The sequence below is a fragment of the Winogradskyella psychrotolerans RS-3 genome, from assembly GCF_000427335.1.
Lineage (GTDB): Bacteria > Bacteroidota > Bacteroidia > Flavobacteriales > Flavobacteriaceae > Winogradskyella > Winogradskyella psychrotolerans.
The window spans coordinates 21,972-42,756 of record NZ_ATMR01000007.1 but is presented as its reverse complement, the minus strand read 5'-3'; the positions used below and the strand labels follow the sequence as shown (position 1 = coordinate 42,756).

The 20,785-nt window shown below is 32.8% G+C and carries 15 protein-coding genes and 3 pseudogenes; 4 read left to right on the top strand and 14 right to left on the bottom strand.

Features of this window, described 5'->3' with window-relative positions:
* The first annotated feature begins 2 nt into the window (after positions 1-2).
* A complete protein-coding gene (locus ADIWIN_RS00570) occupies positions 3-422 on the top strand; it encodes a CBS domain-containing protein (protein ID WP_020895718.1) in 420 nt (139 codons plus the stop codon).
* Positions 423-829: 407 nt separating this feature from the next.
* Here the strand turns inward: ADIWIN_RS00570 and rpe are convergent, their stop codons facing one another.
* The 9 genes from rpe to rpsO all read right to left on the bottom strand — a co-directional run bounded on the left by rpe (position 830) and on the right by rpsO (position 10,799).
* A complete protein-coding gene (gene rpe, locus ADIWIN_RS00565; protein WP_020895717.1) occupies positions 830-1,492 on the bottom strand; it encodes a ribulose-phosphate 3-epimerase in 663 nt (220 codons plus the stop codon).
* A 298-nt stretch (positions 1,493-1,790) separates the two neighbouring features.
* Positions 1,791-2,654, bottom strand: coding sequence for a sigma-70 family RNA polymerase sigma factor (locus ADIWIN_RS00560; RefSeq protein ID WP_020895716.1), 864 nt, complete (start codon positions 2,652-2,654; stop codon positions 1,791-1,793).
* Between the two features lie 94 nt (positions 2,655-2,748).
* Complete coding sequence (locus ADIWIN_RS00555) at positions 2,749-3,123, bottom strand: hypothetical protein (protein WP_040756091.1); 375 nt, start codon at positions 3,121-3,123, stop codon at positions 2,749-2,751.
* 88 nt (positions 3,124-3,211) lie between these two features.
* Positions 3,212-4,411: a glutamate-5-semialdehyde dehydrogenase gene (locus tag ADIWIN_RS00550; RefSeq protein WP_020895714.1), complete on the bottom strand. Its 1,200-nt coding sequence runs from the start codon at positions 4,409-4,411 to the stop codon at positions 3,212-3,214.
* A gap of 103 nt (positions 4,412-4,514) precedes the next feature.
* Complete coding sequence (gene proB / locus ADIWIN_RS00545; protein ID WP_020895713.1) at positions 4,515-5,294, bottom strand: glutamate 5-kinase; 780 nt, start codon at positions 5,292-5,294, stop codon at positions 4,515-4,517.
* Positions 5,295-5,299: 5 nt separating this feature from the next.
* Positions 5,300-6,106, bottom strand: coding sequence for a pyrroline-5-carboxylate reductase (proC, locus tag ADIWIN_RS00540; protein WP_020895712.1), 807 nt, complete (start codon positions 6,104-6,106; stop codon positions 5,300-5,302).
* 298 nt (positions 6,107-6,404) lie between these two features.
* The gene (locus ADIWIN_RS00535) at positions 6,405-7,778 is read right to left on the bottom strand and encodes a glycosyltransferase family 2 protein (protein WP_040756089.1); all 1,374 of its coding nucleotides are present in this window, start codon (positions 7,776-7,778) and stop codon (positions 6,405-6,407) included.
* Positions 7,779-8,082: 304 nt separating this feature from the next.
* A complete protein-coding gene (locus ADIWIN_RS00530; protein ID WP_020895710.1) occupies positions 8,083-10,338 on the bottom strand; it encodes a polyribonucleotide nucleotidyltransferase in 2,256 nt (751 codons plus the stop codon).
* 191 nt (positions 10,339-10,529) lie between these two features.
* Positions 10,530-10,799, bottom strand: a complete 270-nt coding sequence (gene rpsO / locus ADIWIN_RS00525) for a 30S ribosomal protein S15 (protein WP_020895709.1) — start codon at positions 10,797-10,799, stop codon at positions 10,530-10,532.
* Positions 10,800-10,991: 192 nt separating this feature from the next.
* Between rpsO and ADIWIN_RS00520 the strand changes: the two genes are divergently transcribed.
* Both ADIWIN_RS00520 and ADIWIN_RS00515 read left to right on the top strand, forming a co-directional pair.
* The gene (locus ADIWIN_RS00520) at positions 10,992-12,098 is read left to right on the top strand and encodes a sensor histidine kinase (protein ID WP_020895708.1); all 1,107 of its coding nucleotides are present in this window, start codon (positions 10,992-10,994) and stop codon (positions 12,096-12,098) included.
* A 133-nt stretch (positions 12,099-12,231) separates the two neighbouring features.
* Complete coding sequence (locus ADIWIN_RS00515; RefSeq protein WP_020895707.1) at positions 12,232-13,344, top strand: sensor histidine kinase; 1,113 nt, start codon at positions 12,232-12,234, stop codon at positions 13,342-13,344.
* Between the two features lie 77 nt (positions 13,345-13,421).
* Here ADIWIN_RS00515 and accD read toward each other — a convergent pair.
* From accD to tamL, 3 genes and pseudogenes are all read right to left on the bottom strand, one after another.
* Positions 13,422-14,278, bottom strand: a pseudogene (gene accD / locus ADIWIN_RS00510) (acetyl-CoA carboxylase, carboxyltransferase subunit beta).
* A gap of 298 nt (positions 14,279-14,576) precedes the next feature.
* Positions 14,577-15,644: a class II fructose-bisphosphate aldolase gene (gene fbaA / locus ADIWIN_RS00505; RefSeq protein WP_020895705.1), complete on the bottom strand. Its 1,068-nt coding sequence runs from the start codon at positions 15,642-15,644 to the stop codon at positions 14,577-14,579.
* Positions 15,645-15,804: 160 nt separating this feature from the next.
* Positions 15,805-18,390, bottom strand: coding sequence for a translocation and assembly module lipoprotein TamL (tamL, locus tag ADIWIN_RS00500; RefSeq protein ID WP_235046948.1), 2,586 nt, complete (start codon positions 18,388-18,390; stop codon positions 15,805-15,807).
* Between the two features lie 164 nt (positions 18,391-18,554).
* Here tamL and ADIWIN_RS00495 point away from each other — a divergent pair.
* Positions 18,555-19,288, top strand: a pseudogene (locus ADIWIN_RS00495) (TrmH family RNA methyltransferase).
* On the opposite strand, the pseudogene porT reads toward ADIWIN_RS00495, so the two are convergent.
* A pseudogene (porT, locus tag ADIWIN_RS00490) lies at positions 19,275-19,942 on the bottom strand (type IX secretion/gliding motility protein PorT/SprT). The pseudogenes ADIWIN_RS00495 and porT overlap by 14 nt on opposite strands.
* A 49-nt stretch (positions 19,943-19,991) precedes the next feature.
* Entirely contained in the window at positions 19,992-20,723 is a 732-nt protein-coding gene (gene ubiE / locus ADIWIN_RS00485; RefSeq protein WP_020895700.1) for a bifunctional demethylmenaquinone methyltransferase/2-methoxy-6-polyprenyl-1,4-benzoquinol methylase UbiE, read from the bottom strand.
* Between the last annotated feature and the right edge of the window lie 62 nt (positions 20,724-20,785).

Genomic DNA, 20,785 nt, shown 5'->3' with positions numbered 1-20,785 from the left:
TCATGAGGAATACCAAACCAATTTCTACAATAATGTCTACAAACATCATTACACTTAAAAAAGATGATGAACTTGAGACGGCAGAACTTTTATTTAAAAGACATAAAATTCGGCATATTCCTGTAGTGAAGAATGAGGCTATTATAGGAATGTTAAGTTATACAGATTTGTTGAGGATTAGCTTTGCAGATGCCGTAGATGAAACCGAAACGGAGATTGAAACGTTAGTCTATAATATGTTTACAATCGAGCAAGTAATGGCTAAAAATGTAATTACCGTGTCTTCGGATGCAAGTATAAAAGACGTTGCCTTGATTTTAGCTCAAAAAGAATTTCACGCCTTACCTGTAGTAGATGACGACCGATTAGTTGGAATTGTAACAACTACAGATTTAATAAATTATTTATTAAAGGAATTATAAACTGATGAGTTGTTATTAATTCCTTGAAGGGAATAGAGTATCTAAAAGTGTATCTTAGAAGGTGCTTGTTTTAGATAGAGAGAACAAAACGAAGTTTGAGAACTACGTTTAAAAGTAGGAGTATAAGTTTTTTTGAGGGAAGCCTTTTCATAAAACCCTTTTGATATGGTATCCATAGATACTCCATAGATACTCCATAGATACTCCATAGATAGTGTATAGATAGTGTATGGATAATATACATCAACAGATGTAATCAATTAGGTATTAAAACATTTATAAAAAAGAGCACACAAAATTTAAAGTTGTCGATTTGAGCGCAATCTAAAAAATAGATGTCGAATGTATTGTGATTGCGCTCAATTGGATATTTTAGTTGTAGTTATGCTATTCTGATCACTTCGCTCTTAAGAGTTAGCTAAATCCTTTAAGGCTTTAATAGTCGCTGTAGGGTTGTCACTTTTAAAAACATGACTGCCTGCAACAAAAGTGTCAGCACCAGCTTCCACTAGTTTTTTGATGTTTTTATCAGTAACACCTCCATCAATTTCAATACGTGTATCTAGACCTTGTTCATCTATCATTTTTCGAAGATTTTTTACGCGCTTATAGGTAATGTCTTCAAATTTTTGACCACCAAACCCAGGGTTTATAGACATCAACAATATCATAAAACATTCTGGTAAAATATCTTCTAAAACAGTTAGAGGTGTGGTTATATTAAGAACGATTCCTGCTTTACAACCGGCGTCTTTAATTTGTCTTATTGTCCTATGTAAATGAACGGTAGATTCGTAATGTACGGTAATAATATCTGCTCCAACTTTAGCAAATTCTTCAATATAGCGTTCCGGTTTTTCAATCATTAAATGGACGTCTAATGGTTTAGTTGCATGCTTTTTTATAGCAGCAATTACTGGCATTCCATAAGATATATTCGGTACAAAATGGCCATCCATTACATCGATATGAAACCAATCGGCATCACTATTGTTAACCATTTCAGTATCACGTTGCAAGTTGCCAAAATCGGCAGCTAACATTGAGGGTGCAATTAATTTTGAAGTCATTAAATGAAGTTCTATTAGGTTTCTGCAAAGGTAATTAAAATGTGAGGATTAATTTGTTCTATTTTAATTAGAACCCGAAAGATATTAAAAAAGTGAACCCACGGTAATCAGCCGTGGGTTCTTTCATCAATCAAAAAACGAACAGTTATGTTTGTAACTGTTGTTACCTTTATTAGGTTGGTCGTTAAAGATACGAAATCCTAACCTAAATTTGTCTTTATATGTTACTTCAGGTATGCACTATGACCACAGAATTTGCATAAGTGTTTCATAGTTTGGTAATTGAGCGTAGTCGAAATTAACCTAAATATGTTTTTAATATTTTACTTCTAGACGTATGCTTTAAACGTCTAATAGCCTTTTCTTTAATTTGTCTGACACGCTCACGAGTTAATTCGAAAGTCTCTCCAATCTCTTCTAAAGTCATTGGATGTTGATTACCTAAACCAAAATATAAACGAACAACATCAGCTTCACGAGGTGTTAAAGTTTCTAAAGCACGTTCAATCTCAGTTCGTAAAGACTCATGTAATAAATCTCTATCCGGATTTGGGGATTCACCACTTCGTAATACATCGTATAAGTTAGAATCCTCACCTTCTACCAAAGGAGCATCCATACTGACGTGACGACCAGAATTTTTCATAGACTCCTTAACATCGTTAATCGTCATGTCTAATTCTTTAGCGATTTCTTCCGCAGAAGGTGGTCGCTCATGGCTTTGCTCTAAAAAGGCAAAAGTCTTATTAATCTTATTAATAGAACCAATCTTGTTTAACGGCAAACGCACAATACGCGACTGTTCCGCTAAGGCTTGTAATATAGATTGTCTAATCCACCAAACAGCATAAGAGATAAATTTAAAACCACGTGTTTCATCAAAACGTTGTGCAGCTTTAATTAAACCTAAATTTCCTTCATTTATTAAATCGGGTAATGTTAATCCTTGATTTTGATATTGCTTAGCAACAGAAACCACAAAACGTAAGTTAGCTTTAGTTAATTTTTCTAAAGCGAGTTGATCTCCAGCTTTAATACGTTGAGCTAATTCTACCTCTTCGTCTGCTGTAATAAGATCTACTTTACCAATTTCTTGTAAATATTTATCTAATGATGCGGTTTCCCTATTGGTAACCTGCTTGGTAATTTTAAGTTGTCTCATTTAATTTTAAGATTTGTGTAATTTAAACACAACACGTGTTGCTTTTATTATACGTAAGAAAGCAATAAAATGTTACACAATAATAAAAAAACTTTTAAATTTTTACCAGTTTTACGGTATCAAGATTAATCGCATCTACAGTTTCATTGGTGAATTTATAGTGTCCTTTCATTGTTATGAGCCTAAATCGATACGATTTAATTTTACTCAACGTGTTTAAAAATAACCATTTTGATTTTAATAATCTAGGCTTTTCAGATTTTAAACTGAGGTCAAAAATATGTTTACGTCCCTCTTTCTCTGCAACAATGTCTGGAGTAACATCGATATCACTCCCTATTTTGTGATAAGATTTAGGTGTTTCATAACCTTCTAAATCTGCCTTGATATTAGAGTAACCTAAATTTTCAAGATAAGATATTGATGTACTTAATTCTTCCGCGTATTTAATTTTGTCTTGTGTAATCATAACCAAGAATATAAGTTTTTTTTATGTAAAATCCTAATTATTAGGCTTAAAACTTAGAATGAGCGCTTGTTTTATGTCCGTTCAATAACTAAATTCTAACCTGTCCATCTCCATAAACATAATATTTATTTGTCACTAATTGGTTTAAACCTAAAGGGCCACGGTGGTGTAATTTATCTGTACTAATGGCTAATTCAGCACCAACACCCATTTGACCTCCATCGGTAAATCGAGTTGAAGCATTATGATATACCGCAGCACTATCTACATTGTGCATAAAGGTCATCGCTTCTGCCTTATCTTCTGTGATAATTGAGGCGGAGTGTTTCCCCGAATACGTGTTAATCATCTCAATGGCTTCATCTAAAGAGTCTACTTCTCCAATAAGTAATTTTAAAGCTAAAAACTCTTCATGCCATATATCTAGATTGGAAACGGTTTCTTTTTCAGATAAAATATGAGATACTTTTTTATCCACTATAATTTCAACCTTATGCTGTTCTAGTTTTTCTTGAAGCATTTTCAGTTTCATTTCATATTGTGGTAGGTTCTTATTGATTAGAACTTTGTCTAAAGCATTACATCCAGAGATTTTATCTGTTTTTGCATTGATAATAACATTTACCGCTTTGCTCCAATCGGCATGTTCGGAAACATATAAAAAGTTATTGCCACGTCCACTTATTAAGACAGCACAAGTGGCATTTGTTTTTACAAAGTTGATTAAACGCTCGCCACCACGCGGTACAATTAAATCTAATGGTTCTGTAGGGTTTTTAAGAAAGGCTTGGGTTTCCTCACGTTTTAAGTGTAATAGTTTAATCCAGTCCTTAGATAATCCGTTTTCTTCTAAGGCTTCATGCCAACATTTCTCTAATATAAGGTTACTATTTAAGGCTTCTTTTCCTCCTTTAAGTAATATTTTATTATTCGCTTTAAACGCTAAAACGGCTGCCTCGATAGTAACATCTGGTCGTGATTCATAAATAATTAGAATAGTACCGAAAGGTGCTGTGGTATTAACGATGTTTAAATTGTTTTTTAAAGTTCTGTTAGTTATTTCTTTTCCAACAGGGTCGTCTTGAAGCATCACAGCTTCTACAGCAGCAATCATTTCATCTACCTTTTTATTATTCACAATTAAACGATCGTATAACGCTTGGTCTTCTTTTTCAAAAGCATTCAAATCTTTTTTATTCGCTTCTATAATAGCGTTTCGTTCGCGCTCTAAAATTTGAAGCATTGATTTTAAGACCTTATTTTTTATGTCTGTATGTAAAAGTTTCATGTGTTTTAATTTTGAAAACTATCGCATGCTATCCGCTATTAGTCAACTATTAGGATGATAAAGCTTTTAACATGCTTAGTTTATGTTGTACTATTGGTGTTATTTATGCACTAATAAATTTAGTTCCCACTTCTTTATTATTAATGATATCTACTATTATATTTTCTTTTTTGCCATTGGCGATATACGTTGGAATATTTTTATTGGCAGTGCCTTTCGCAATTTTTAATTTTGAAGCCATACCACCTCGTCCTTCACCTTCTTTTTTATCGGAAGCTTGAACATATTTTTCAACATCCTGATTAGTGATTACCGTATTCAGAATCCTAGAATCATCATCGTCCGGATTACCATCATAAAGCCCATCTGTGTCAGAAAGAATAATCAAACGGTCTGCATCAATAAGTTCTGCTACCAAACTTGCTAACTCATCATTATCGGAAAACATTGACATTGTAAGCGACACAGCATCATCTTCATTAGCGATCGGAATAACACCTTCAGCAAGTAACCCTTCGTAACAATTAATCATGTTTTTACGGTGTTTACCGATATCAAAATCGCGTTTTGTTGCTAATACTTGTGCGCATCGCATTCCATAGTCGTGAAAAAGACTATAATAATGTCTCATCATTCGTGGCTGACCTACTGCAGAATAGACTTGCCTTCTTATGGACTTGTCTTTAATGTTAGTTTCTCCTAAAATTTCCATGCCTGCCATTGCAGAGCCAGAGGATACTAGGATAACCATAATGTCTTTTTCATACAACACTGCGATTTGTCTTACCAATTCTCGAAGAACTGGCCCTAAAATTCTATTATCTTTATTTGTTAATACGTTGGTGCCTACTTTTATGACCACACGTTTTATCTCTTTATCCATAAATTTTATTTCTCTTTACCTAATTCAACAGCGCGATCAAAAGCTGCATATGCAGCATCTTGAATGAGTTGTTTTACATTATTATCATCCATAGAATCAATTGCGGCTTGGGTTGTCCCTCCTTTTGATGCCACTTTTTCTATCCAAGATTTTGGAGATATACTATTTTGATTGAAGAGTTCTATAGCTCCTTCAAATGTGCTGCTTACCAAAATTTTAGAATCATAATCTGAGAAGCCCATTTTTTGTGCAGCTTCTAACATTGATTGCATAAAATAAAATACGTAAGCAGGTCCACTTCCAGAAATCCCTGTGGAAGCATCAATGAACTTTTCTGTATTGACATGTATTGATGTTCCTGTGGTGTCTAAAAGGTTTCTTACCATTAACATTTCTACTTTAGAAACGTCGCTAGACTCTGTGTAGGATGTAACACCTTTACCAACTTGTGCAGGTAAATTAGGCATTGTTCTAATTACCTTTTTTGCATTCAATTTTTGTTGAATGGTATCTATTGTAACACCTGCCATCAGAGATACAAAAATTTGACTGTCGTTAATCATTAATTTCATTTCTTCAAATAAACCGTCACTATGGTAGGGCTTAACCGCTATAAATACAATATCTGCTTTCGGTAAGCAATCTTCTAAATTATCAAAAACATTAAATCTTGTGTCTTTGCTTAAACTTTCTATTTTTTTTGGATCAGTATCATAAATTCTCAAGTTGTGCTTACTAAGGAGTGGTGATTCTGCCATTCCTTCTGCATACGTTAAACCCATGTTTCCAGCTCCAATTACTAATACTCTCATAATTTGTTTTTATTTTAACTAACCTTGCTGTCAGTTGCTTTAGTAGCCGCAATTACTATGCGACAGTGCCAAAATGAAATTATGATTTAAAGAATTTTGATATCCTAAGGTTTTTATGTGATATGTTATGGTATTGAAAATTTTTAGGACCATTGGTTCCGAAATTGAAATTTGGGAAAAATCAGAAATCCTATAATTATGACAGGTTGTCGGTGACAAAACGGGAATTCACAATAAAAAAGCCTACAAAACATATAATTTTGTAGGCTTATAATTATTATACTAGAAAAGGTGATATTTACTTCTTTTCTTCTAATCCACGTGTTAACCAGCCTCTTCTATTCGCTGTTGCAATAGCATATGGTGTAATCCAGAATAGGCCAAATGTAAATAGTATGCTATAAGAATATGCCCAAAAGCCTTCTGTAGTTTTATATTGACTAGCAAAGAACAATACTGAAAATGTTGAAATCACAAAGATACTAACGAGCGTAGAGCCAATAAAAAGTAAAGGATGTACCATTACAAAGAATAACATTGAAATTAATAAAGGATAACTCATTAATATTTTCAGGAATTGACTTATGAATAAGATTCTAGTTCCAGATTTACCTTTTGCTCTGAAATTTGTAAATACATATTTCGCCATTTCTAAATTTTCCCTCACGTTACTTCTTCCCCAACGGATAAACATTTTGTATAATCCCATATATTGTTCTGGGACGTTGGTAAAAGCGACCGCATTCTTCTGAAATAATACGTGTTTACCTTGTTTTAAAATCATATTAGTCATGGCTCTATCTTCACCAATATCTGAAGGTTGCCCCATAAACGTTTGATTAATCCATTGCGGTAAACACTCATGAACCGCTGTGCTTTTGTATGCAGCTAATGCTCCAGGTGTACATAAAACAGAATTTAGATTACTTTCAGCAGAACGTACAAATTCAAAACTTAATACAAAACTGACATCTAACATTTTAGGCAACATTTCCTTTTTGTTATTTAAAACTCTAATGTTTCCTGCAACGGCACCACAGTTGTCATCTTTAACAAATGGACTAACTAAGTTTCTAAGTGTGTCTTCTGTAACGATTGAATCACTATCTACAGTGACGTAAATCTCACCTGTACCTAAATTAAACCCACGGTACAGTGCGTGACGTTTTCCTTGGTTTTCAGGTTGTTGGTAAATCTCTAAACGGTCTCCTAATTTTGTTTTAGCATCAAGCATCCAATCCCATGTATCGTCTTTACTGCCGTCGTCAATAGATATAATTTGTATTTTCTCTTTTGGATAGTTGCTATTGTCTAAGCTCATTAAGGTAGCCCAAACTTGTTTACCTTCATTATATGCAGGGACAATAACGGTAATAGTTGGTAATTCTTTATCTGAAACAGATGCAATAGGCTTGTATTTAAAATAATTGTAAGCTTTATAAAGAAAGAATGAGACTTTGAAAGCCATAAGAGTAGTTGCTATAGCAATAAAGGTTAATCCTATCGTAGAACTCATTTTGTCTAGGTTTAATTGTTCAAAATCACCATAAAAGACAGAAAGGAAGTACACACCCAAAAGCATCAGTAAAAACGTACTAAAGAGTACAATTTTGTTGTTAGGGTTTTCAGTTTTTGACTTACTGTTAACAAATAAATTTAAACTATTTGTTATTTTTTTGTTCTGCTTTTAGTGCTTGAAAGAATAATATTTGAGGTTGGTTTTTCTGAAGCCATAAATTATGAGGTGTTAGGTTTGTGATTGATTAACTAAAACAGATGTACGTTGGTTTTTAGACTTTAGACTTTTTTTAATTTTTATTTAACATAGTGAGAGTATAGGCTGGATGGGTAAAACTGGTTTTTAAAGACAAAAAATAAATGTCTTATTAGCTTGATTCAATTTCATTTTAACGCAAAAAGAAACCCTAAATAGAATAGTTCTATTTAGGGTTTTTTATAAAGTTTAGAATTAAGAATTAATCTTCCTTCTTATCTTCTCTAGGCTTACGATCATCACGTCTGTTATCACGTCCACGATTATCTCTTCCTCTATTGTTATCACGTCCACCACGATCGTTATTTTCTCTTGGTGGTCTTGCTACATAACCTTCTGGTTTTGGCAAGATAGCTTTACGAGATACTTTTTCTTTACGAGTTCTTGGGTCTTGTCCAAAATACTTCACATCAAAAACATCTCCCATGTTTACAACGTCAGATACATTTTCTGTACGTTCCCAAGCTAATTCACTTACGTGTAATAAAACTTCGTTTCCTGGGGCATCCATATATTCTACAACAGCACCAAAGTCTAACATTTTAATAACTTTTACTTCGTAAACGCTACCAACTACTGGCTTAAATAAAATAGCATCGATTTTTGCCATAACAGCATCAATACCTTTTTTGCCTACACCTAAGATTTCAACAATACCTTCTTCAGTTACTGGATCTTCGTTAATAACGATAGTAGTCTCAGTTTCTTTTTGCATTTCCTGAATGACTTTTCCACCAGGTCCAATTAAGGCTCCGATAAATTCGTTAGGAACACGTCTTGTTACCATTGTAGGCGCATGTTCTTTAACATCTGCATTAGGTTTAGCAATTGTATCTGTCAATTTCTCTAAGATATGTAAACGACCAGCACGTGCTTGTTGTAAAGCATTTACTAAAATCTCGTAAGACAATCCTTTTACTTTGATATCCATTTGACAAGCTGTGATACCATCTGCAGTACCAGTGACTTTAAAGTCCATATCTCCTAAGTGATCTTCATCACCTAAAATATCAGATAATACAGCGTACTTTCCAGAATCTGCATCAGAAATTAATCCCATTGCAATACCAGACACTGGTTTTGTCATTTGAACTCCGGCATCCATTAACGCCATTGTACCAGAACAAACGGTTGCCATAGAAGAAGAACCGTTAGATTCTAAAACTTCAGATACAACACGTACTGTGTAAGGACAATCTGCAGGAATCATTCCTTTTAATGCACGTTGTGCTAAGTTACCATGTCCAACTTCTCTACGAGATGTTCCACGGATTGGTCTTGCTTCACCTGTACAAAAAGGAGGGAAGTTATAGTGTAAATAGAAACGTTCTTCACCTTCTTTAGATGGCATATCTATTTGATTTGCATCTCTAGAGGTTCCTAAAGTTACAGTAGCTAAAGCTTGAGTTTCTCCACGTGTAAAAATTGCAGAACCATGTGTAGAAGGTAAGTAATCTACTTCACACCAGATTGGTCTAATCTCGTCAGTCTTACGACCATCTAAACGTAAACCTTCATTTAAGGTTAAATCTCTAATCGCGGCTTTTTCAGCTTTACGATAATAATCAGAAACTAAACCACCATAATCTGCTAATTCTTCTTCAGAAAAAGTAGCTTTAATATCTTCTTTTATTTGTTGAAAAGCAGCACTTCTTTCATGTTTAGCAGATCCTGCTTTTGCAATAGCATATACTTTATCGTATGCCATGTCATGCACTTTCTTCTCTAAATCTTCATCTGTTCTTTCAGCTTCATATTCACGAACGTCTTTCTTTCCAAATGCTTCTGCTAATCTAATTTGAGCAGCACATTGAACTTTAATAGCTTCGTGTGCAAACTTAATAGCGTCTGCCATTTCTTCTTCAGAAATCTCATCCATTTCACCTTCTACCATCATTACTGAATCTGCAGAAGCACCAATCATCATGTCCAAGTCAGACTCTTCCATTTGTGCTGGTGTAGGGTTGATTACAAATTCTCCGTTTACACGTCCAACTCTAGCTTCAGAGATAGCACATTCAAAAGGGAAATCTGATAATTGAATTGCAGCAGAAGCCGCTAATCCTGCCATAGCATCTGGCATAACTTCTGGATCATGAGACATTAACTGAATCATCACCTGAGTTTCAGAATGGTAATCTTTTGGGAATAATGGACGTAAAACTCTGTCCACTAAACGCATTGTTAATACTTCTCCGTCACTTGGTCTTGCTTCTCTTTTGAAGAAACCACCTGGATAACGACCAGCAGCAGCAAATTTTTCTCTATAATCTACCGTTAATGGTAAAAAATTAAGGTCTTTTTGCTCATAATTGGAAACAACTGTACATAATAACATACATTTTCCTGATTGCACAACAACGCTACCATGCGCTTGTTTTGCTAATTTTCCGGTTTCGATAGAAATTTCTCTACCATCACCAAGGTCTATGACCTCTCTAAAAACTTTTGGAATCATAAATTTTTTAATTCTAAATTAAACAATGGTCGTTGTGTTGTTGTGTAGTTGTTGTTGGTGACCAATGAAAAACCGCGAATCCTAAAATCATTTTAGGATTTTTCTGCTATTTTTTTACGATTGTTTTACTCTTACGTTTGAGTTGTATAAAAACAAAAAACCACGCTAAATGCGTGGCCTTTATATTGAGATTATTTTCTTAATCCTAATTCTTTAACTATCGCACGATATCTTAAGACATCTTTCTTAGTTAAGTAATCTAATAAGCTTCTTCTCTTACCTACTAACATTACTAAAGAACGTTCCGTATTATAATCTTTACGGTTTTTCTTTAAGTGTTGTGTTAAGTGTTCTATTCTATGTGTGAATAATGCAATCTGTCCTTCTGCAGAACCAGTATTCTTTGCATTACCACCATGTTTAGTGAATAACTCTTCTTTTGCTTTTTGATCTAAATACATGCTAATATTATTGTAAATGATTTTTATGTACACGAAAGCCTCTCTTTCGAGCGGCAAATATACTACTTTTTTGTGATTTGGAATTTTTTTCGTAACTTTTTGATATCCTAAGGCGTATAATTATGTCCTAACTAAAATTTCCCTAATAGCAAAAATAGCTTTCAATTGATTAATCCTTATTAAACGATATGTATGAAAGTTTCAAATCATCTGAGGAATTTCTCAAACGCTTACGACGTTTTAGAGCGCACGTTTAACAATACTTATAATGGTATTGCTATTGTGAATTTAAATGGGAATTGGTTAAAAGTTAATGAAAGCGTCTGCGATATTTTTGGATATACGCGATGGGAACTCTTTAATATGGACATTAATAATATTGTCTATGCTCAAGATCTTGGTGTTCACGAAGAAAAGTTTGAAAACCTTATCAACGGTAAAATTGATAAATACCGTGTAAAGCAGCGCTATTTTCATAAAGGTGGATCCATTATTTGGATGTTGATATCTGTGTCGTTGGTCTATTTTAAGGAAGGAAGACCACACATGATATGGCAGTTTACAGATATTACCAACCGCAAGAAAAGTGAGGACAAGTTAAAAACCATGCTAAGTGTGGCCAAAGAACAAAACGAAAGGCTAACATCATTTGCTAATATCGTGACTCATAATTTGAGATCCCATTCGGGTAATTTGTCTTCTTTAACAGAGTTTTTAGAGGAAGATTATGCTTGTTTGAAAAAGAATGAGAATTTTCAATTATTAAAACATGCAATTGATAATCTTCAAGAAACCGTTTCGCATTTAACTCAGGTGGCTAAAATTAGAGAAATTGAGGAGTCTAAAATGGATGTCCTTAATTTATATGATTATACCGAAAAAGCCACTTACAACATTATAGCATTAGCTCAAAATGCGGAAGCTATTATATATAATCATATAGATGATGATGTTTGTATAAAAGGCATACCAGCTTATTTAGATAGTATAATTCTTAATTTTCTAACCAATGCCATTAAATATAGATCTGAAAAAAGGAAGCCTATTATAGAATTGAGCTCTGAATTTAAAAATGATTTTGTGGTGCTCAAAATTAAAGATAATGGACTAGGTATTGATTTAGTGAAATTTGGAGATAAACTATTTCAAATGTATAATACCTTTCATTGTAATTCAGATGCGATTGGTATTGGACTTTTTATTACTAAAAATCATATAGAATCTATAGGTGGAAAAGTAGAGGTGAAGAGTGAAGTAGATGCAGGAACGGAGTTTACTGTTTATTTTAAGAAACCTTAGATTCAGTTTAGTCACAGCTGTTTAAAATGATAATTTGTTGGATTTAAGCTTTTATGGTAACATAATAATCTATTGAGTTAAAACTAATATGTAGTATAATTTAATTTTGTTACTCAATACAGAATGCTATTTCATGCCAAAAAATCTCGATCGTTTAAAAAATAAAGTATTTCAAAATATTTTTGATAATGCAAATGGAGGGATTTCTATTGTGAGCCCTGAAGGTGTATGGATAAAGGTCAACCAAAGTATCGTAAACTTATTAGGGTATGAGAAAGTAGAATTGTATAAACAGAATTTCAGAGATATTACGCATCGCGATGACTTAGAACTAGATTTAGCTTACATGCGACAATTAATTGAAGGGGAAATTGATAGCTATCAAATAGAGAAAAGGTATTTTCATAAAAAAGGGTATGTGGTTTGGGCGCTATTATCTGTTTCTTTAGTTAGAGATGAAAATAATAAACCTATTTATTTTATTGCTCAAATAACAGATATATCGGCTCAAAAATCAGCAACATGGCATTTGGAGTTTTTAATGAATGTTATTAAAGGTCAAAATGAAAAATTAAAAGATTTTGCACATATTGCTACTCACGACATAAGGACACATGTTGGTAATTTATTTTCAATTACTGAATTTCTTGAAGAAGAATTTGAAGACAATTTAAAATCCAACGAAAATTACAAAATGTTAAAGGGGTCTTTAACAAATCTTGATGAAACCATAAATCACCTTAATTTAATTCGATTAGACAAACCTAAAAAGTTTAATATTTTAAGTAAACTATCGTTGCATAAGTATATCGAAAATTCTATTTATAACGTTAGTGCTATTGCGAAAAGGGAAAAGTGTAAAATTATAAATAAGGTTGATAGAGGGTTTTCTATTATGGGAATTGAAGCTTATATTGATAGTATTATTCTCAACTTTCTTACAAATTCAATAAAATATAAATCAGCTGAGAGATTGGCTACTATTGAGCTTTCTAGTTGTTTAAAGGATGAGTTTGTGGTACTTAAAATTAGAGATAATGGATTAGGTATTGATTTAAAATCTAATTATAATAAGCTTTTTACATTAAATGGTACTTTTCACGAACATCCTGACTCTAGAGGCGTCGGGTTGTATATTACCAAAAATCATATTGAAAGTATAGGTGGCAAAATTGAAGTGGAAAGTAAAGTTAATGAAGGTACTTGTTTTTCTGTCTATTTTTTAAGTGCTTTAACTACAGCGTAGCTTTAATAATGTATGTTGTCAACATTATAAATTAAAACAAAAAAAGAGGTTATTACACCTCTTTCTTCGTTTTCTATTTAAGCTCGTACAGGTTGATTCTTTATCAAATCAATATAAAGATTAACTTGTTTCTTAAGATCTTTACGATGTGTAATAAAATCTAAGAATCCATGTTCTAATAAAAATTCAGAAGTTTGAAATCCTTCAGGTAATTCTTTTCCTGTAGTATCTCTTACAATTCTAGGGCCAGCAAAACCAATTAATGCACCAGGTTCTGCAATGTTAATATCTCCAAGCATCGCAAAAGAAGCTGTTGTACCACCCGTTGTTGGATCTGTACATAAAGAGATATAAGGAATACCTGCATCTGCCATCTGAGCAAGTTTTACAGAAGTCTTAGCTAATTGCATTAATGAAAGAGCGGCTTCCATCATACGTGCACCACCAGATTTACTTATAATCATTAATGGTAATTTCTTCTTTATAGCATAGTCTGCTGCTCTAGCAATTTTTTCACCGACAACACTTCCCATAGAACCACCAATAAAAGCAAAATCCATACATGCAATAACTAAATCTTCACCTTTAGATTTACCAACAGCTGTACGTACCGCATCTTTAAGATTCGTTTTTTCTTGTGCAGCTTTTAAACGGTCTGGGTATTTTTTAGTGTCTTCAAATTTAAGCGGATCCTTAGAAGTTAAATTAGCATCTAATTCCGTGTACTTGTTATCGTCAAAAAGGATTTGGAAATATTCGTTACTTCCAATTCTTACGTGATAACCATCTTCTGGACTCACATAAAAATTTTGCTCAAGTTCTTTTGTGTCTATTATTTTACCTGTTGGAGATTTATACCAAAGTCCTTTAGGTGTATCTTTTTTTCTTCTGTTGAGGTATGAATACCTTTATCTTTTCTTTTAAACCAAGCCATATTAGGTTACGATTTTAATCCTTCGATACTACTATTTGGATGCTTTGGCTGTACTCAGCAAAAGTTCTAATTAGTTAGAGTCTTAGGACAGGTTTACGATTATTGATTTTAGTCTCTAATCGGTATTTTTAGTTCGTTATATTTTGCTTTTAAAAAGCGTACAAACTTACTATTTTATTAAATATAACTCAAAAATAGAGAAAAGTATCTCAATGTTCGCGTTTTATTAACCAATAAAAACCCATTAAAACTCTGATTATAAGTTCTAATGGGTCGATAAATATTTAATAAAATAAACTTATAATGTGTCTACATTGTTTAAATCTTCGAATGCTTTTTTAAGTCTTTCTACAAATGCATCTTCACCTTTACGTAACCAAACACGAGGATCGTAGTACTTTTTGTTAGGTACATCACTTCCATCTGGGTTTCCGATTTGAGTTTGTAAATAGTCCTTTTTATCTTGTACGTAATCTCTAACGCCACTTAAAAATGCATATTGCATATCAGTATCAATGTTCATTTTGATGACTCCGTAACCAATTGCTTCTCTAATTTCTTCTACAGTAGAACCAGATCCACCGTGGAATACAAAATCAATATGATTGTGAGGTAAATTGTGCTTTTTAGATAAGAATTCTTGAGAGTTCTTTAAGATTTTTGGCGTTAATTTTACGTTTCCAGGTTTGTAAACACCGTGAACATTCCCAAAAGCTGCTGCAATAGAAAATTGGTCACTTACTTTGCTTAATTCTTCGAAAGCATAAGCTACTTCTTCTGGTTGTGTGTATAACTTAGAATCATCAACATCTGTGTTATCAACACCATCTTCTTCACCACCTGTAATACCTAATTCAATTTCTAAAGTCATACCAATTTTGCTCATGCGCTCAAGGTATGTTTTACAAATTGCTATATTTTCTTCTAAAGGTTCTTCAGATAAATCAATCATATGAGAACTATATAATGATTTTCCTGTTTCCTTGTAATGTTGTTCACTTGCATCTAATAAACCATCAATCCAAGGTAATAATTTCTTTGCACAATGATCTGTGTGTAAAATTACTGGTACACCATAAGCTTCCGCCATAAGGTGAACATGTTTTGCACCTGCAATAGAACCTGCTATCGCTGATTTTTGATCTTCATTACTTAAGCTTTTACCTGCGTTAAATTGCGCTCCACCATTCGAAAATTGAATAATAACTGGTGCGTTTAATGCTTTTGCGGTTTCTAAAACAGCATTTATAGTGTTAGAGCCAATGACATTTACTGCTGGTAAAGCATAGCCTTTTTCCTTAGCATGTTTAAAAATATTCTGAACTTCTTTTCCTGTGGCAACTCCAGGTTTAATATTATGACTCATAATTTTTTGAATTGAAATTTTATGTTATCAAAAATACGTAAAATTTCAGTATTTATGATGCCTAAACAGTTATAAAATGTCGAAAACGTTGTAGTGTTAAGCGAATAATATATTCGAAGTTTTTTGAAATTTTATGACCTAACAATTATAAAAGGACCTCTTAAAAAGGGTAATTGATACCTATATTGTAAACTGCATTTCTAAAATTGTAATCTCTAAACCATCGTTTATTCTGATCTAGTGAAGGGTCGTATGTTTTAAAACCGGTGTCAAAACGTAATACAAAAAAATCGAAATCATAACGGATTCCAAAACCAGAACCTACTGCAATATCTTTTAGAGAATTAAAATTTGTAAAGGTGGCTGCATCTTCTGTAACGTTATCTAAAACATTCCAAATATTACCAGCATCTATAAAAATAGCTCCCTGAAAAGACCCAAGTAAACTAAATCGTTGTTCTGCACTTAGGTGAATTTTAAAGTTAGCTTCATTAAATTCATTAGTGGTTTGGGAGCTTCCAGGCCCTAAGTTATAAGCCGTCCAAGCTCTGTTGTCATTTGGGCCTCCGGCGAAAAAACTTTCAGCAAAAGGAATACTGTTAGAATTGCCATACGGAATGGCTATACCAGCATAGCTACGAAACGCTAATACGTTTTTACTACCCAAATCTACATATTTTACATAATCCACCTCGGTTTTAATGTATTGCGAGAATGCGACACCAAATACTTCGTAATTACCAGCGTCGTTTTTAGTGTTTCCTGTGACGCTTGAAATACTAGATAATAGATTTCCGGCCAGTTCAATTCTCCATTTAATAACGGAGAAGTCGTTGTCAAAAATATTTTTTCTCTTATCTTTTTTATAATCGAAACTTGTTGAAAATATAAGGTTGTTTTCCGTAAGTCGTTCTTTTCGTTCTTCAATATTATTTACAGATAGATAATCATCATCACTAGATGTTAAACTCGTGTTACCACTTAAAACATCATTAATAAATATATCAGCAGGCGAATATTGATTTGTTAAACTTTCATCATAAAGGCTAGCGTCACTATCAATATAACCAATGTCTCGGGCAATGCTATTTAGACTTGAAAAAGAATTGGTATAGACACCAAAATAATTACTGGTGTTTAAGTTTTTTACATAATTAATATTAAATAAGTCTACAGAGTTAGTCACCGTAGATGATGGAAACCAATTATAACTAAATATACCAGAAAGCGCTTGTTTGTCTAATCCAATGTTTTGTTGACTTGTTGCAGACAAGTTAATGATGGTATTTGGCGACATGTATTTTGGAATGATCTTATCTGTATTAAATGGACTGAATAATCTCGGAATAGTTAAACGAATATTTCCTCCAAATTCATTAATGTCAAAGAAAGAATCTTCTAAAACATTTCGAGTTTTGGATGCGCCGATGGCAGCAATACCTGATATTTCTAAGGATTCTGCACCTCTAAAAACATTTCTTATTTTTAAACCTGTACCAAATGAGAATCCTATGGTTTGGATATTACTAGTGTTAATTTCAGGATCAAAACTTAAGGCATATTTCTTTTTGGGTTCTAAAAATATATTAGCCGTAAGGGTTGTGTCATTTTCGTTTTCAATAAAATCAATATTTGGGTATCTAAACATTTGCAAATCGTTGAGATAGCGCGATGTTCTACTTCTTGCTAAATCGCTATAATTGTCACCTGCATTTATGAAAACAGCATCGGTTAATGCCTTAGGTCTAAATTTTAATTTGTCTTTACTGTAAAGGGTAAAACCTTTGTGAACTGTAGTATCTGAAATCGCTCTAAATCGATTCTCAAAATTGTCATCCGTAAAAATGTTGACTTCTTTAATTTTATAAATTTTAAACGGTGTCGTTGTTGTAGAATCGTCACCTCTAATAGTTCGGTTAGCTATAATTAAATCGGTGTTTATTTTATGATTGGTGTCAATAGTATCCATTTCAAAACGGACATAATCTTGCCCAAAATAGTAAAAACCAGCATTTCTTAAGTACGTGTTGATGCGTTCTCGCTCGTTTTCATAATTCTGTTCATCATATTGCTCTCCTTTTTTTAGTAAGGTCGCTTTAATGAGTTTTTTGTAAATAGAATCTATTGCCGGACTGCTTATTGAAGGTTTTAAAGAGTCTAAAATATAAGGTTTCTTTTTTGTAACGTTATAAATTACTTTGGCCAACTTAGTACTATCTTTTTCTACATTGTAAGTCACTTCGTTATTAAACCAACCTTTGCTATAATAATATTTTCTTAAGTTTTTAGACGTTTTTATGGTTTGGTCTTCATTATAAATAACAGGAGCTTCACCAGTTCGCTTTAACCAAGCATTAAAATCGCGTCGTGATTCTATTTGTTTATCGAATTGCTTTTTAGAAAGTAAAGCTATTCTTCGTTTTACTTTAGTAGAATCACTTAAAACGTTAGCATTTATAATAGAATCGATGTTTGGTCTAGCCAAATTATACACATGAAGTTTTAAAGGAAAGCCTAAAAACTTTCGCATACCAGAGTTTACCTTTTGCGAAATTATATTGTTAATACGTTCGTCAGATACATGAATACTATCTTCTAGAATTTCGTTACTAGTAATAAGATGATCTCCGGCCTTAACACGTTTTACAACATTACAAGAACTCACCATTAGTATGCATAGCAAAAGTAGCATATAGCGATACAATGACTTGTAGGTTGTAACTGGTATTAAAGTGAACTTTTGCAAACTTAAAAGAGGTGTCTTATTTAATTGATTGTTAGTGAAACAAAAATAATACCATTTCTCCTTTAGAAATAGTATAGTCAATTTAATTTCGAAACGATTTTAAATCAAAAAAGGTTTACTTTGTCTTTTTAAGCGTTTCATCTAACAAATGTAAAGACATTTTAATGTTATCAAAGAATCAAATAAAGTTAATTAAAAGTTTAAGTCAAAAAAAAGGCAGACAACAAAACGGTCTGTTTATTGTTGAAGGGATAAAGGGAGTTTCAGAATTTCTAAAGTCCGACTATAACTTGAAACATCTCTATACCACGGAGTCTATTTTTGATGCTTCAATTGATTTGACTTCAGAAATTTCAGAAGTTGAATTAAAAAAATATCAGCACTTAAAAACCCGAATACAGCTTTAGCGATTTTTGAAATTCCTGATGAAATTCCATCTCAAGACAATGGTTTAATTGTAGCTTTAGATGACGTAAGAGATCCTGGTAATTTAGGAACCATAATTAGGCTTTGCGACTGGTATGGTATTAAGGATTTGGTGTGTAGTTTAAACACTGTAGATTGTTATAACTCTAAAGTAGTACAAGCAACGATGGGGTCTTTAACGCGTGTAAATGTGCAATATGTAGATTTAGAGGGGTATTTAGAATCTTGTAAAACAGAAGTGTTTGGTACGCTTTTAGCTGGTGAAAACATCTATACAACAACCTTACCAAATGAAGGCATTATAATTCTCGGAAATGAAGCTAATGGGATTTCAGAAGCCATTAAAGAAAAGGTGAATAGAAAAGTAACTATTCCTCAATTTGGAACCATTAAAGAAACAGAAAGCTTAAATGTAGCCAATGCAACAGCAATACTTTTAAGTGAGTTTAGACGACGGACTATTGAAAAGTAAAATTGATAAAAACACCTCTAGTTTGCATTTGTGAGATGTTGCTTGTCCATGGACTATCAGGATCAACATCTTGAATGATTTCGTCATTTAGAGAAAATATGCCACGTATAGACGGTGTAAATTTAAAGTAGGGTAGGTAGAAATCAATTCCGAAACCCAATTCATAGAAATAGGTGTTCTTAGTCATTCTAAACTCTCCAGAACTGTTATCGTTAGGGTTGTCTTCATTACTAGATAAGTTTAAAGCCGTAGAAAATCCTCCAATGATAAAGGGTTTAAAATTGTTAATACGCTTTGTAGATATTTTTAATAATAAAGGAATGTGTACATATGTGGATTTAACTTCTCGCAGTAAATCGGAGTCATTAAATTCAGTACCCTGAAAATAACTTTCGCTATAATTTAGATTTCTTGTCGTAAAAAATACACCGGGCTCAAGTCTTAAATTCATGTATTCATTGATACGCATGTCACCAATAAGTCCTAGGTGAAACCCAAAAGTTTTATCCACTAAGACATCTTCTAAATTTTCATAATAGTCGAAATTAAAGTCGTATTGGTTGAAACCTAAAAATAACCCCAAGTCAAAAACTTTTGATCAATATTATCTACAGCATTTGCTACTTTTTCTTTTGTGAAAAGTTGAGCAGACATGCTTTGAAATGCTAGTATAAATACTAAAAGAAAAATAAACGCTTCATTACTATACTTTAGATGCTGAATAAATAGTTGCCACTCCCATCGTTTGAGGTTTGTGTTCCACATTAATAAACCCAATTTTTCTTAAAATATTGTTTAAGGCCTCTCCGTAAGGAAAAACAGAAGCTGATTCGCTTAGATAATTGTAAGCAACTTTATCTTTTGAAAATAGTTTTCCTATGGTTGGCATAATTAGTTTGCAATGAACATTGTAACCCGCTTTGTAAATAGGGTTTGTAGGAACTGAAGTTTCAAGAATAACAAAAATACCATTAGGTTTTAATACTCTTAAAATTTCTGCAAGACCTTTTTCTAAGTGTTCAAAATTACGAACTCCAAAAGCTACTGTTATGGCATCAAAAGTATTGTCTTCAAATGGTAAATCTTCAGAGTCACCAATAATCATAGAAATAATACCGTCTAAATTTTTAGAGCTAATTTTTTTACGACCAACTTCTAACATACCATCGCTAATGTCTAAACCAATGATCTCTTTAGCGTTTGTAGAGGTTAAACTAATGGCTAAATCACCTGTTCCTGTAGCAATATCTAAGATGTTTTTAGGTTTGGTTTTGGCTACCATTTCTACAACCTTATTTCTCCATTTTACATCTATTCCAAAGGAAATTACACGGTTTAAACCATCATATTCATTAGAAATAGTATCGAACATTTTAGTAACCTGGTCTTTTTTAGACTGGTCGCTGTCCTTATATGGGTTTACTTTTTCAGACATAAAAATTTTTGGCAAATATACTAAGAAGTTACAAGGGGAGCTAAAACTTATAAGTTTATCAG

Coding starts and splice junctions, on each gene's coding strand:
- rpe (WP_020895717.1), bottom strand. CDS start 1,492: ATGACTTCAAAATTAATTGCACCCTCAATGTTAGCTGCCGATTTTGGC.
- proB (WP_020895713.1), bottom strand. CDS start 5,294: ATGGATAAAGAGATAAAACGTGTGGTCATAAAAGTAGGCACCAACGTA.
- ADIWIN_RS00530 (WP_020895710.1), bottom strand. CDS start 10,338: ATGATTCCAAAAGTTTTTAGAGAGGTCATAGACCTTGGTGATGGTAGA.
- ADIWIN_RS00515 (WP_020895707.1), top strand. CDS start 12,232: ATGCCAAAAAATCTCGATCGTTTAAAAAATAAAGTATTTCAAAATATT.
- ADIWIN_RS00560 (WP_020895716.1), bottom strand. CDS start 2,654: ATGAGACAACTTAAAATTACCAAGCAGGTTACCAATAGGGAAACCGCA.
- ADIWIN_RS00520 (WP_020895708.1), top strand. CDS start 10,992: ATGAAAGTTTCAAATCATCTGAGGAATTTCTCAAACGCTTACGACGTT.
- rpsO (WP_020895709.1), bottom strand. CDS start 10,799: ATGTATTTAGATCAAAAAGCAAAAGAAGAGTTATTCACTAAACATGGT.
- ubiE (WP_020895700.1), bottom strand. CDS start 20,723: ATGTCTGAAAAAGTAAACCCATATAAGGACAGCGACCAGTCTAAAAAA.
- ADIWIN_RS00555 (WP_040756091.1), bottom strand. CDS start 3,123: ATGATTACACAAGACAAAATTAAATACGCGGAAGAATTAAGTACATCA.
- ADIWIN_RS00570 (WP_020895718.1), top strand. CDS start 3: ATGAGGAATACCAAACCAATTTCTACAATAATGTCTACAAACATCATT.
- proC (WP_020895712.1), bottom strand. CDS start 6,106: ATGAGAGTATTAGTAATTGGAGCTGGAAACATGGGTTTAACGTATGCA.
- fbaA (WP_020895705.1), bottom strand. CDS start 15,644: ATGAGTCATAATATTAAACCTGGAGTTGCCACAGGAAAAGAAGTTCAG.
- ADIWIN_RS00550 (WP_020895714.1), bottom strand. CDS start 4,411: ATGAAACTTTTACATACAGACATAAAAAATAAGGTCTTAAAATCAATG.